Below are 13,634 nucleotides of genomic sequence, written 5' to 3'. Positions count from 1 at the left end.
TCGTCGTTATCTTCTTCAACACCCGATACCTTTCCGGTCTTCATATATCCATTCTCATCAAAGTAATAGAAACCGCCTGTGGAACGGATATACTGTAAGCCTGTCTGCATGCGGCCTTTTTCGTCAAAGCAGAAATACTTGTTATTGCTTTCTTTCACTTTAATCTTGGCCCTGTAGATAGATGTGTTGTCATCATCTATTACACCTGCAAAATCAGTACCATCCGCTTTCTTTGCTTCGCCGTCGCTGAAATAGTACCAGTCGGTATCATTGTCTGTTCCAACATCCTCAGAACCATCGATTTCATACCAGCCATCTGCTCTCCAGCCCTCTTCCACCTGGTTCATGTAAAGCATATCATCAATTTTCGCTTCACCAGGCGTTGCAACATTTCCGTCAAGGCTTGCATTGGAACCAACCTTTACCTTGGCATTATTAATCCACTCATACAGCATCTGGCCATGCTCATTGAAGTAGTAATATTTACCATTAACCTTTTTCTTCTTAGCATCCCTGTAGAGCTTGCCATTGCTTCCGAAGTAGTACCAGCCCTCTTCATCGCAGATACCGCAATTATCATCGCAGATTAAATCGTCATCATCATCCGGTTTTGCAAGCCATAACCACTGGCTCTGGGCTCTCCAGCCCTCATCCTCGCCATTCAGGTAATAGATATCTCCATTTTCTTCATACCAGCCATCCTGCATTTCACCATCTTCGTTGAAATAGTAGGTTTTGCCGTTGATTTTTTTATCTTCAGTTGTCTTCTTACCCTTGCTGCCAAAATAATACCAGTGCTCGCCGTCCTCATCCGGGTCAGACACATCCTCATCGGCAATTGTCTTAGCCCACTGGTTCACCAGCATAGCGCCGTCAGCGCCAACATAATACTCGTCATCTACCCAGGCATCCGTCAGCATATCGCCGTCATCATCCAGATAGAACCACTTAGCGCCGTCTTTCCTCCACTCGCCGGTCACCATCTCATCATCTTTGTCATAATAGTGCCAAACCCCAGCGTCATCTTTCTCCCAACCAGCGGCGAAAGAAGTCATGGAAGCACCCATCGCGAGCAAAGCCGCCGCGGAAAGAACCGCAACTAATTTTGTCTGCTTTCTCATAATAATGCACTCTCCTTTTTTCCTTTTGAACTGCTCTTTTTTCCCGAAATTCCTTAACTTTTAACGGCCTTACCCTACTTCGGATATGGGGGATTATCGACAGTTAATTTACAAACTTCGCTGTTTTTCAGCAAAACGCAATTTTTGTATTTTTATTCCGTTGAACCCTTATCTGCGAAATATTGTCTGGCTCCGTTACAATGAGTATTATAATATATATCCTCCCAAATTACCATAACATTTCTCTGTGCATTTCCTTACGGAATTGTTACAAAAAGTTATTATTAAGTATTTATTGTTCTTATACTGGTACAATCTTAAGAATCCCACCCCAAAATTAAGACTTTCCTAATATCTTCCCCCTGCCCCTGCATGCGTCCCGGGATTCGCAAACGCACTGAAACTATACAAATATAGAGCAAAACTATTCTCTAAATTAGCCGCCCAAACTCCTTCCGGCTCTTACTTTGCGTAAGATCCCCCTTCCCAACTGCCAGCCCGGAATACAGTAACATGTCCGAACTATGTGTCTGCCACAGTTCATTGCCTGCCAATCACACAGCGCGGTTGCCGCTTTATATGGCTCCCCGCCAACATATCCCCTCTCTTTCTTGTAATACCTTCCATTTTATGCTATAATGTTCACATATCCAGATAAATCAAACTTTTTGAACATAAATGGAGGTTCCACTATGGATCGTTACGGACTTATTTGCAGAAGCATCTACGAAAACCCGGATATAACACAGAGGGAGATGGGCTCTGAGCTGGGCCTTTCTCTGGGAAGCATAAACCGGCTGGTAAATGGCTGTATCACTGAGGGGCTGATCAAGAACCACGCGGAGCATGGCAAATATGAGCTGACCGACGCAGGTCTTAACTTTCTGGAGCAATTCCGCGTGGACGGGGCTGTCCTTATAGCGGCCGGCCTGTGTTCCCGCTTTGTACCTCTCTCTTTTGAAATGCCCAAGGGACTTTTGGAGGTCTTTGGCGAGCGCATGATCGAGCGGCAGATTTGTCAGCTCCGCGAGGCCGGTATCACGGATATCACGATTGTAGTCGGATATCTGAAGGAGAAATTTGAGTATCTGATTGATAAATATCAGGTAAAGCTTCTGTATAATCCTGAATATGCCTGCAAGAACTCCCTGACCACGGTTTACTATGCCCGGGATCTCTTTCGCGGACGCAATATGTACCTGCTTGCCTCTGACAACTGGATCCGGAACAATATGTTCCACAAATATGAATGCGCCTCCTGGTACTCTTCCGCTTACATGCAGGGACCGACATCTGAGTGGTGCATCTCTTTTAATAAGAAGGGACGCGTTACATCCGTGGCCATCGGCGGCGAGGATTCCTGGGTTATGTACGGCCCGGCATTCCTCTCCCGCTCCTTTTCGGAACGCTTTCTTTCCTATATAGAAGCAGCTTACCGGCGTCCCGGCACCGAGCAGTTTTACTGGGAGCAGATTTTGATGGATCACATCGATGATCTGGAATTCTATGCAAACTGCCAGCCCGAAGAGCAGGTCTATGAATTTGAAAACCTCGAGGAGCTGCGCGAGTTTGACCCCAGATATCAGAATCGTTCTGATAATAAGGCCCTGGAGCTGATTTCGCAGGTTTTTAAGGTGGAGGAATCCGCGATCCACAATATCCAGTGCCTGAAAGTCGGCATGACCAATCAGTCCTTTCTGTTTGAAATACAGGCTAAGCATTATATCTGCCGCATCCCCGGGCCGGGGACGGAACGTCTGATCAACCGGAGCGAGGAGGCGGACTGCTATCGGGCCGTGGCTCCGCTGCGCCTGACGGAGCATATCCGATACTTTGACGGCAAAACCGGCTATAAGATTGCGGACTATTATGAAGGAGCGAGAAATGCCGATGCGAAAAATCCGCAGGATATGGCCGCCTGTATGGCTCTTCTGCGCCGTCTTCACGGCTCCGGTTTAAGCGTTGAGCACACGTTTGATTTAAGGGAGCGCATCGCGTTTTATGAAGGCCTGTGCCAGAATCAGGAGATTATCCTGTTTGAGGATTACCGGGAAATCCGCCGGCGGATGGATCATCTGCTCAGCCAGACCGAACGGCTGGGCCGCGCAAAATGCCTGTCCCATATCGATCCGGTCGCAGATAATTTCCTCTTCCTGCCGGATGGCTCCCTCCGGCTGATTGACTGGGAATATGCCGCCATGCATGATCCGCTGATCGATGTCTCCATGTGCAGCATTTATTCTTATTATAATGAAGAAGAAACCGATCGCCTGGCGGAGCTCTACCTCGAACGCCGCCCAACGGACGAAGAGCGGTTCTGCATATATGCCTATGCCGCCCTGGGGGGCTTCCTCTGGTGCCTGTGGGCCGTTTACAAAAGCCTGGAGGGTCAGGAATATGGCGATTACACCATTGTCATGTATCACTATGCGAGGCAATACTACAACAAAATCAAAAATGCCGGCCTCTTCCCATTTCCGGAGGATGGATGTGAATAATTACACTGCAGCCGTTCAGGCAATCCGAACGATTATAACGGTTCAGACAGATCTGTGCGTTCACCGCGCTGACCGTGCGAAAACGCAGTGACCGCGGGCATACGGCCATTTAGAACCGCCTGCGTCGGTCCCAGTCCAGAGACCGGCGCAGGCGGTTCTAAATGGCCGTATGCCGTAATAATTCGGGGGGAGCTGAACTGTTCTACTCCGAAAGACAAAAATTCGTTTTCTGAATTTTTTGCTTCCCATCTCTCCCGAAAACAAGTATAATAGTCTTACATCAGAAAAAGAACACTGGGCGGCAGCCTTTTCGCCGTCCTTTTTAGTTACAGCTTCATTTTCCCACGTTGGCCTGATGAGTCCGGGGAAAAGCTGCTGTATACGGCTGCTCTGTTCAGAGCAGCAGGAAAAAGCCTGTTTATCGAACCAACATCATTACTGAATCGTTAAGGAGGTGCAGTATGATACAAATGAAACGTCTCCGGACGCTGGGACTGGCATGCATGATTGGACTGGCCAGCCTGACTCCGGCGATTGACAGTCTCGCGGCCGTTACCTGGACGAAAAAAGGCGGCGTGTATGCGGGCAGCGACGGAACCTCCATTGCCGGCGCTGTCTCCATGGGAATCGATATCTCCCACTACGCGCAGAATATTAACTGGAACGCCGCGGCCGCTGACGGCATCCACTTTGTTATGCTGGGAACCCGTTACAACAACGCGGCGGATCCCTGGTTCGGCACCCACGCAAACGGGGCCGCCGGCGCAGGGCTTAGGGTGGGCGCGCATCTTTATTCCTATGCCACCACGGAGGCGATGGCAAAATCCGAAGCGGATTTTGTGCTGAATCTCATCAAGGATTACCCTGTCTCCTATCCGGTTGTGATGGATGTGGAGGCGTCCTCTATGAGCGCCCTCTCGCCCGCCCAGTTAAGTACAGTCATTAATGCGTTCTGCAAGCGGATCAAGGACGCGGGCTATCACCCCATGGTCTATGCCAATGATTATTGGCTGAATCACAAGATTGATATGGCCAAAGTCAACTACGATGTCTGGGCCGCCCGTTATGAGGGCAAACCCACCTGGAAAAAAGCCTCCATGTGGCAGGCCACGAACCAGGGCGCTGTGGCAGGCGTAAACGGCAATGTGGACATCAACTTTTCCTTTAAGGATTTTGACAGCGTAATCACCCCCAGCCTGTGGCGGCAAATTAGCGGCAAATGGTACTATTACGCAGATCACAGGCTTCAGAAGGGCTGGATCCATGACGGAAACGGCTGGTATTATATGAAGGATGACGGCACGCAGCACAAGGGCTGGCTTCATATCGGCAATCAATACTATTACTTAAATGACAGCACCGGAAAGATGGTCACCGGATGGCGTCAGGATCCGTCAAGCTCCAAATGGTATTATTTTAACGGAAATGGGGAAATGGCCGTCGGATGGGTGAAGGATGCCGGCAAATGGTATTACATGAATACAGACGGCGTCATGGTCACCGGATGGCTGAAGCTCGGAACCGATACCTGGTATTATCTCAAGAGCGACGGCTCCATGGCGGTCGGATGGTATAAGATGGACAATGCCTGGTACTATTTCAACCCCGGCGGCGAGCTGGTACGCGGATGGGCCGATATCGGCGGCTCCCGCTATCTCCTGGGAAATGACGGGAAAATGTATTCCGACTGGCAGCAAATCGATAATGTCTGGTACTATTTCGGCACGGACGGCGCGATGCGCAGGGACTGGCAGTTTATCAATAATGTCTGGTATTACTTTAACGGCAACGGCCAGATGCTCACCGGGTGGCAGCTCATCAGAGGGGAGTATTATTACCTGCACGAGGGGCGGATGCTCACCGGATGGCTGAATGATAATAACGGGAAAAAATACTATATGGATACCGAATCCGGCAAGATGGCCCGCGGGTGGAAAAAGGTGGGAGGCGCAACCTATTATTTTGACCAGTACGGCCAGATGATGACCGGGTGGATCCAGTTATCCGGCAAATACTATTATCTTGACCCTGAAAATGGAAAACGGACAGAAAACGGCTCCCGCGTGATTGGCGGCGTAAACTATACCTTTAACAAGGAGGGCGTGTGCCAGAATGAGACAAACAACATGAGCGGCGCGGCGGGCGGCTCCTTTAACCCGTCCTCCGGCCTGCCTTCCGGCTCACAGAATTCCGGACAGATTTCTCTTCCCGGCAACCAGCAGCCGCCTTCCGGCAGCGGGCAGTCCCCTGTCCCGGGCGGCGGGCAAAGCCAGATCCCAAAGCCCGGCAGCGGGGCGGCTTCCTCAGGCGGCGCGGGAGCGAACGGCTCCGGAATCAACGGCAGCAACTCCCCCACCCCGCCCGGCTCTTCCGGCAACCACGGCGGCTCCCGGCCAAATGGGACGAACGGCCTCCCCACTCCTCCCGGATCCTCCGGATCCGGCGGCAGCGGAGGATCCGGCTCTCATAGTAATGGCTTAAAACCCGGAAACACTACCGCTCCGGGCCGGAAATAAAGTAACGATCCATACTACCTGAAACTGTTACGAAGTCAACACCCCCGCGGCAGGCAACGGGTCATCAAGCCTGCAGCGCTGCAGAGCAGCGGGGTATTTAACCCCCGCGGCAGTCGCCAAATGTGCATGCAAACATGCCCACTTGGCTCATTGCCCGCGGGAATAAATGCTTTTGCTCAAAAAACGCTGCAATTTGGCTCCAAGGCTAAATTGCAGCGTTTTCGTATTCTTATATCAATTCGATTTCTGATATCCCAAATGTTGACATCCTTCACTCTGTATTTCCCATGCCTCAGGCGTTTTCCTCCGGCAAAAGCTACACCTCAAACACCATGTCCCCATAACTGGGAAGCGGCCAGAGCTCCCGGTCTACCAGCATCTCCAGCTTATCAGCCGGCGTCCGCAGCGCCTGCATGGCTTTTGTCACCTTTTCGAGGTAAGCATAAGCCCGTTCCTTATTTGACTCAATCACCGAAGCGGCCTGCGCCTCCTCCTGAAGCCTTGTGAGTGCGGTTTTCATCTCAGAAAGCAGTCCGGATACCTCTAAAATCAGTTCCCTCTGTGCGCTCACATCCGCTTCAGGGCATGCCTCGCGCACCGAGTTCAGTGATTTGGCAATTTTTGTCAGATAATTCACAACCGCTGGGATAATCTGTTTTCCCGCTATATCGATCATCGTTTTTGCCTCGATGTTGATTGTCTTTGCATAGCTGTCATACTCGATCTCTGCCCGGGATTCCAGCTCTGTTCTCGTGTAAACCCCGAAGCTCTCAAACAGCCGCACCGCCTTCTCCGTCCGGAGCGCCTCAACGGAATCAATACCCGCCTTTAAGTTCGGAAGCCCTCTTCTTTCAGCCTCCTCCACCCACTCCTCAGAATAGCCGTTGCCGCTGAAGATAATCCGCTTATGATCGATCATAAGCCGCTTAATGAGATCATGAACCGCGCTGTCAAAGTCCGGGGCTTTCTCCAGCTCGTCCGCGGCCTCCTTGAACGCCTCTGCCACAATCGTATTTAACACCACATTCGGCGAAGATACGGAATCGGATGCGCCTACCATGCGGAATTCAAATTTATTTCCCGTAAACGCGAAGGGAGAGGTGCGGTTCCGGTCCGTCGCATCCTTGGCGAAATCCGGCAGCGTGGCGACGCCGGTCTTTAAGATGCCGCCCTGCTTGGAGCTCGCCGCTTCCCCGGTACTGCAGAGCTGCTCGATCACATCCTCAAGCTGCTCTCCCAGGAAAATGGAGATGATCGCCGGCGGCGCTTCCGCAGCCCCCAGGCGGTGATCATTGCCCGGAACCGCGGTGGACTCCCTCAGAAGATCCGCGTGTACATCCACTGCTTTCATAATGCATGCCAGAACCAGGAGAAACTGCACGTTTTCATGCGGCGTTTCTCCCGGGTTCATCATATTGATCCCGTCGTCGCCCGATAAAGACCAGTTATTGTGTTTTCCGGAGCCTGTGATCCCGGCAAAGGGCTTTTCATGGAGCAGGCACGCCAGGCCGTGATTTCCGGCAATCCGCTTCATGGTTTCCATGGTCATCTGATTGTGATCCACAGCCACATTCACCTGCGAGTAGATCGGGGCCAGCTCATGCTGGGCCGGGGCCGCCTCATTGTGCTGCGTCTTAGCGCTGACGCCGAGACGCCAGAGCTCTTCGTTGATGTCCTTCATAAAAGCGCCGATCCGCGGGCGGATGCTTCCGAAATAGTGATCGTCCTTCTCCTGGCCCTTGGGAGGCATGGCCCCGAACAGGGTTCTGCCTGTATAGATCAGATCTTTTCTCTTCAAATAGTTCTGTTTGTCAATCAGGAAATACTCCTGCTCCGGCCCCACATAGGGAATCACCCGCTTGGCCGTCGTATTACCGAACAGGCGCAGAATCCGCAGGGCCTGTTCATTGATCGCCTGCATGGAGCGCAAAAGCGGCGTCTTCTTGTCCAGCGCTTCTCCGCGGTAGGAGCAGAATGCGGTCGGTATATACAGGGTCACGCCCAGGGTATCCTCCCTTAAGAAAGCCGGAGAGGTGCAGTCCCAGGTCGTATAGCCCCTGGCCTCAAAGGTGGAACGCAGGCCGCCGGACGGAAAGGAAGACGCATCCGGTTCCCCCTTAATCAGCTCCCTGCCTGAGAATTCCATGATCGCATGGCCATTGGAATCCGGAGCGGAAATAAATGCGTCATGCTTTTCTGCCGTCACGCCGGTCAGCGGCTGGAACCAGTGCGAGTAATGGGTCGCCCCCCTCTCGATCGCCCAGTCTTTCATCGCATGGGCCACCACATCCGCGATGGAAGGATCCAGCTCGACGCCTTTCTCAATGGTTTCCTTCAGCTTCCGGTACACGCTCTTGGGGAGGCGTTCCCTCATCGCCGCATCGTTGAACACATTTTTTCCAAAAATATCAGACACGTTGATCACATTGCTCATCCTTTTTCTCCCTTTTTCAAAAGCAGAACCGGGCTGTAAGTAATGCTTCGTATCACGAACATGCGATTACCTGCAGCCCGGTCCGCGGAAATATGCTTTTAAGCCGCCGCCGGACGACGCCCGTCCCGGAGCGTGTTTGAAACATGCCCCGGGGCGCTGTCAGAAGCAGTTAAGCTTTGCCAACCGAACCAAAAAGCTCCATCTTAACCTTCACGGTTTCCTTGATAGCCTCCGTACCCGGCGCAAGGAGCTTACGCGGGTCAAAGCCCTTTCCGGCCAGATCCTTGCCGGCCTCAATGTACTTACGCGTTGCGTCCGCAAATGCAAGCTGGCACTCTGTGTTTACATTGATCTTGGCCACGCCCAGGGAAATGGCTTTTTTAATCATATCCTCCGGGATGCCGGTGCCGCCGTGGAGAACTAAAGGCATGTCGCCTACCTTGCCCTTCACAGCCTCCAGTGTCTCAAAGCTTAAGCCAGGCCAGTTCTCCGGATATTTTCCGTGGATATTTCCGATGCCGGCTGCCAGCATGTCTACGCCGAGATCGGCAATGGACTTGCACTCATCCGGATCCGCGCACTCGCCCATGCCGACTACGCCGTCCTCCTCGCCGCCGATGGAGCCAACCTCAGCCTCAAGGGATAAGCCCTTCTCCGCACAGATCTTCACCAGCTCCTTGGTCTTCTCGATGTTCTCCTCGATCGGATAATGGGAGCCGTCGAACATGATGGAAGAGAATCCGGCCTTGATGCACTTCATGCAGCCGTCATATGTGCCGTGATCTAAGTGGATTGCAACCGGAACTGTGATATTCAGCTCTTCGATCATGGCCTTTACCATGTCCGCAACGGTCTTAAATCCTGTCATGTACTTTCCGGCGCCCTCAGAAACACCTAAAATAACCGGTGAATTCTGCTCCTGGGCCGTAAGCAGAATTGCCTTTGTCCACTCTAAGTTATTGATGTTGAACTGGCCGACTGCATACTTGCCCTCTCTTGCCTTCTGAAGCATGTCCTTTGCGTTTACTAACATTTTACGAACCTCCTTGCGCTATTTTATCATCTCATGGCAGCGGCTCTGTACCTCCTGCCGCTGCCGTTCGTCCTTCTATTATATACCATATTTTCCGATTTGGAAAGGCTCGCTGTCATTTATTTCAGGATATCTGAAACCGTTTCCCTCATCTTTTCCGGGCTGCACTGTCTGTCATGGCGGATCGCCGCGGCCTCCAGATCCCGGATCGCCGCCGGAACCGGGACGCCCGATACGCGTTCCATCTCCGGGATCAGCGAAAATTCATCCGCCGCGCCTTTTTCCGTCCCTGAGACAGCTTCCATCACGCTCTTTAAAAACTTATACGGGCTGGCTGTGGAGGCGATCACGGTCTTTGTCTTATCTCCCGTCTCGGCCGCGTATTTCCTGTATACACAGGATGCCACGCCGGTGTGCGTGTCGATCAGGTAACCGGTTTTGTCGTACAGGCGCCGGATCTCCGCCGCGTTCTCCTCCTGAGTGGCAAAACCGCCCCTGAAATCAGACATCTGCTCTCTCATCTCATCTGACACGCTGTAGCTGCCTTCCCCGGCAAGCGACGCCATCAGCTCCTTCGTCTTTGCCGCATCGCAGCCGGAGGATAGGTAGATAAGCCTTTCTAAGTTGCTGGAAATCAGGATATCCATGGACGGCGAGGAGGTGAGGATAAACTCCCTGCGCCTGTCATATACCCCGGTGCAAAAGAAATCGTACAGCACCTTGTTGTCATTGGACGCGCAGAGAAGCGTCCCCACCGGCAGGCCCATCCGCTTCGCCAGATAAGCGGCCAGAATATTTCCAAAATTACCGGTCGGCACGGTGATATTGATCTTCTCGCCCTCGCCTATCTCCCCGTGTTCCAAGAGTTTTACATAGGCGTATACATAATACACGATCTGCGGGACGAGCCGTCCGATGTTGATCGAATTCGCAGAGGAAAGCTGATATCCTCTCTCTGCCAGCTCCTTTGCGAACTCCCTGTCGCCGAATATCTTCTTTACCCCGTTCTGCGCGTCGTCAAAATTACCGGAAATGCCGACCACGCTGGTATTTTCCCCCTTCTGGGTCAGCATCTGGAGCTCCTGCACGCGGCTCACACCGTTTTTGGGATAAAATACAATGATCCTCGTCCCCTCCACATCCGCGAAGCCGGCCATCGCCGCCTTTCCCGTGTCCCCGGATGTGGCTGTCAGAATCACGATCGTGTGATCCGCCTTATTCTTCCTGGCGGAAACCGTCATGAGATGCGGAAGGATCGAGAGCGCCATATCCTTAAACGCAATGGTGCTGCCGTGGAACAGCTCCAGGTAATACGCCCCGTCCGCCCTGGCCAGCGGCGCGATCTCCTCTGTGTCGAACTTGCTGTCGTAGGCGCTGGCAATGCAGGATTTCAGCTCATCCTCCGTAAAATCAGTCAGATAAAGCTTCATCACCTCATATGCTATCTCCCTGTATGTCATCCCAACCATCTTCGCGGGGCTTATGTCAAGCGCAGGGATTTTGTCCGGCATAAAAAGGCCGCCGTCCTCTGCCAGCCCCTTTAAAATCGCCTGCGAAGCCGTCGCGCCCCGCTCTCCCCCGCGGGTGCTGCTGTAATAGATGTCCGTCATATTCTTCCTCTTTTCTATATGCGTTTCCTTATGTTCCCTGTATCGGCCTGCGTTTTCAGCCCGTTATTTTCCCAGTAAAAAATTTTATCATATTTTAGCGCAGCGCGCAAGAAAAATCCAATCACCCCAGCCCCGCCTCTTTCATATTTAAATAGTAAAGCTGTCTTTCTGTGATGTGATTTCAATGCTATTTCCCTTAAGTAAAATGAAAATCGGCCAGACAGCGGAAATTTGCTGGCTGGCAGACCATAAAGCGATTACAAAGCGTCTTTTGGATCTCGGTTTCGAGCCCGGCGCCCGGGTGGGGTGTGTCCTGACAAAGCACGGCGGCGAGATTTCCGCTTACTGGATAAAGGGCGCTGTGATTGCCCTGCGCAGGGAGGATGCGGAGCTGATCCTCGTGAAGGAGGAGGGCTGTAAAAAGGAGGAAAACGGCCAATGAAGCAGACAACGCCATTTACGATTGCCCTTGCAGGCAATCCAAACGTAGGAAAGAGCACAATCTTTAATTCTCTGACCAATATGCATCAGAAAACCGGAAACTGGGCCGGAAAAACGGTAGCCTGCGCCTCCGGCACATTCCGCTACCGCGGCATCTCCTGTCTGGCCGTCGATCTGCCCGGAACCTATTCTCTGGATCCCCACTCGCAGGAGGAGGCGATCGCCAGGGATTATATCGCTTCCGGGCAGGCGGATCTGCTCCTCGTCGTCTGTGACGCCACCTGCCTTGAACGCGGGCTGCGGCTTTTAAAGCAGATACGGGATATCAATGATGGCAGGCCACAGCCGGTGATTCTCTGCGTCAATCTCTGCGACGAGGCGGAAAAAAAGGGGATTGAGCTGAATTTTACGGTGCTGGCCAGACGTCTTGGGATGCCTGTGATCCCCTGTACGGCCAGAAGCCGCCGCGGCCTGATACGGCTGAAGGAAAAAATATATGAAATGTATTGCAGCCATGAAGAGGAATGTGGGATACTGCCCGCGAAATGCGGCGGAGACCAGCGCTTCTGCCCTCAGGCCAGCGCGTGTACGCTCTGCCCGTCCTGCGGCCGCATTCCGGATTTTAACCCCGCAGAGCTGGCCCAGTCTGCTGTTACCTTCCACAATCCGAATTTCTTTAAGAAACAAGAGCAAATCGACCGGATCGTCACCGGGCCGATCACCGGGGGCGCTGTCATGCTGGCGCTTCTGATGGGCGTGTTCTGGCTCACCATCACCGGGGCAAATTACCCGTCCTCGCTGCTGTGGGACTGCCTTTTCGCCCTGGAGGGACGGCTCGCGGACACACTTTTGGCACTCGGGGCCGCCGGGTGGCTCGTGCAGGCTCTCGTGTACGGCGTTTACCGCGTCGTCGCCTGGATCGTTTCCGTAATGCTTCCTCCCATGGCCATCTTCTTCCCGCTTTTTACGCTTCTGGAGGATCTGGGATATCTCCCCAGGGCGGCTTTTAACATGGACTGCGCCTTCAAAAAATGCTGCGCCTGCGGGAAACAGTGCCTTACCATGGCGATGGGCTTTGGCTGCAACGCCGCCGGCGTTGTCGGCTGCCGGATCATTGACTCGCCCAGGGAACGGCTGATCGCGATCCTGACCAATTCCCTGGTCCCCTGCAACGGACGTTTTCCCACCCTGATCCTTCTGATCACGCTCTTTTTTATGGGGTTTGGCGCCGGGGGCGGCGGGCTGGCGGCGTCCCTTGCCACGGCCGGGATCCTGACCGCGCTCATCCTGCTCGGCATTGCCGCCACGCTCGGCGCGTCCCGTCTTCTGTCGAAAACGGTCCTCAAAGGCATACCTTCCTCTTTTACGCTGGAGCTGCCCCCTTACCGCCGGCCCCAGTTCGGAAAGGTTCTGGTGCGCTCCGTATTTGACCGCACCCTGTTTGTACTGCTCAGAGCCGTAGCCGTGGCGGCCCCGGCCGGGCTGCTCATCTGGATCCTGGGCAACTGCTCTGCCGGCGGCCAGAGCATGCTTTTATGGCTTTCCTCCTTCTTCGATCCGCTTGGGAGGCTTCTCGGGATGGACGGCATGATCCTGGTCGGGTTTATCCTCGGCTTTCCGGCAAATGAGATCGTTGTCCCCATTATCCTGATGGGCTATCTGCAGACCGGGGCTTTGGTGGAAATGGCGGATCCCTCCGCCCTCATGGAAATCTTCGCAGCCCATGGATGGACGGTCAAAACCGCTGTGTGCATGGCAATATTCTGCCTGTTTCACTGGCCCTGCTCTACTGCCTGCCTGACGATAAAGAAAGAAACCGGGAGCTGGCGCTGGACACTGGCGGCGATTCTCCTGCCGACAGCCCTTGGAGGAATTCTCTGCTTTTTGATTCAGGCTGTGTTCTAAGGAACTGTCAAGAAATAACTTTTCATATTGCTTGTCTTTTTCTCCGATAGTACCACTCAAAAATCAGTTACATAGC

8 protein-coding genes are annotated in these 13,634 nt (G+C 53.1%); 4 read left to right on the top strand and 4 right to left on the bottom strand.

Annotation, left to right across the window (positions count from 1 at the left end; translation table 11 throughout):
- Positions 1 to 1,121: PspC-like choline-binding domain-containing protein (locus tag NFS31_RS25105; protein ID WP_251501349.1), on the bottom strand; the 1,121-nt coding region annotated here is incomplete at its 3' end.
- 692 nt (positions 1,122 to 1,813) lie between these two features.
- On the opposite strand from NFS31_RS25105, the gene NFS31_RS25100 reads away from it, so the two are divergent.
- Together NFS31_RS25100 and NFS31_RS25095 are read left to right on the top strand one after the other, a co-directional pair.
- Positions 1,814 to 3,619, top strand: a complete 1,806-nt coding sequence (locus NFS31_RS25100; RefSeq protein ID WP_251501345.1) for a phosphotransferase — start codon at positions 1,814 to 1,816, stop codon at positions 3,617 to 3,619.
- A gap of 461 nt (positions 3,620 to 4,080) precedes the next feature.
- A complete protein-coding gene (locus NFS31_RS25095; RefSeq protein ID WP_251501342.1) occupies positions 4,081 to 6,135 on the top strand; it encodes a GH25 family lysozyme in 2,055 nt (684 codons plus the stop codon).
- A 316-nt stretch (positions 6,136 to 6,451) separates the two neighbouring features.
- Here NFS31_RS25095 and NFS31_RS25090 read toward each other — a convergent pair whose 3' ends face one another.
- The 3 genes from NFS31_RS25090 to thrC form a co-directional block, all read right to left on the bottom strand.
- Positions 6,452 to 8,569: a glutamine synthetase III family protein gene (locus tag NFS31_RS25090; protein ID WP_251501338.1), complete on the bottom strand. Its 2,118-nt coding sequence runs from the start codon at positions 8,567 to 8,569 to the stop codon at positions 6,452 to 6,454.
- Positions 8,570 to 8,738: 169 nt separating this feature from the next.
- A complete protein-coding gene (gene fba / locus NFS31_RS25085; protein WP_160228735.1) occupies positions 8,739 to 9,602 on the bottom strand; it encodes a class II fructose-1,6-bisphosphate aldolase in 864 nt (287 codons plus the stop codon).
- Between the two features lie 119 nt (positions 9,603 to 9,721).
- Positions 9,722 to 11,212 (bottom strand): threonine synthase, encoded by a 1,491-nt coding sequence (gene thrC, locus NFS31_RS25080; protein WP_251501334.1) that lies wholly within the window; start codon positions 11,210 to 11,212, stop codon positions 9,722 to 9,724.
- A gap of 184 nt (positions 11,213 to 11,396) precedes the next feature.
- On the opposite strand from thrC, the gene NFS31_RS25075 reads away from it, so the two are divergent.
- Together NFS31_RS25075 and feoB are read left to right on the top strand one after the other, a co-directional pair.
- On the top strand, positions 11,397 to 11,654 hold the full coding sequence (locus NFS31_RS25075) for a FeoA family protein (RefSeq protein WP_251501331.1): 258 nt from the start codon (positions 11,397 to 11,399) through the stop codon (positions 11,652 to 11,654).
- On the top strand, positions 11,651 to 13,558 hold the full coding sequence (gene feoB, locus NFS31_RS25070; protein ID WP_251501328.1) for a ferrous iron transporter B: 1,908 nt from the start codon (positions 11,651 to 11,653) through the stop codon (positions 13,556 to 13,558). The genes NFS31_RS25075 and feoB overlap by 4 nt, the downstream gene beginning before the upstream one ends.
- Positions 13,559 to 13,634 lie beyond the last annotated feature (76 nt).

Origin of the sequence: Otoolea muris, from assembly GCF_943193115.1 — a bacterium.
GTDB classification, from domain to species: domain Bacteria; phylum Bacillota; class Clostridia; order Lachnospirales; family Lachnospiraceae; genus Otoolea; species Otoolea muris.
The sequence above is the reverse complement of the archived record's forward strand: the minus strand, read 5'-3'. Positions and strand labels throughout refer to the sequence as shown.

Excerpts from the sequence above, each read along its gene's own strand:
- NFS31_RS25090 (WP_251501338.1), bottom strand. The coding sequence starts at position 8,569 with ATGAGCAATGTGATCAACGTGTCTGATATTTTTGGAAAAAATGTGTTC.
- NFS31_RS25100 (WP_251501345.1), top strand. The coding sequence starts at position 1,814 with ATGGATCGTTACGGACTTATTTGCAGAAGCATCTACGAAAACCCGGAT.
- NFS31_RS25075 (WP_251501331.1), top strand. The coding sequence starts at position 11,397 with ATGCTATTTCCCTTAAGTAAAATGAAAATCGGCCAGACAGCGGAAATT.
- NFS31_RS25095 (WP_251501342.1), top strand. The coding sequence starts at position 4,081 with ATGATACAAATGAAACGTCTCCGGACGCTGGGACTGGCATGCATGATT.
- feoB (WP_251501328.1), top strand. The coding sequence starts at position 11,651 with ATGAAGCAGACAACGCCATTTACGATTGCCCTTGCAGGCAATCCAAAC.
- thrC (WP_251501334.1), bottom strand. The coding sequence starts at position 11,212 with ATGACGGACATCTATTACAGCAGCACCCGCGGGGGAGAGCGGGGCGCG.
- fba (WP_160228735.1), bottom strand. The coding sequence starts at position 9,602 with ATGTTAGTAAACGCAAAGGACATGCTTCAGAAGGCAAGAGAGGGCAAG.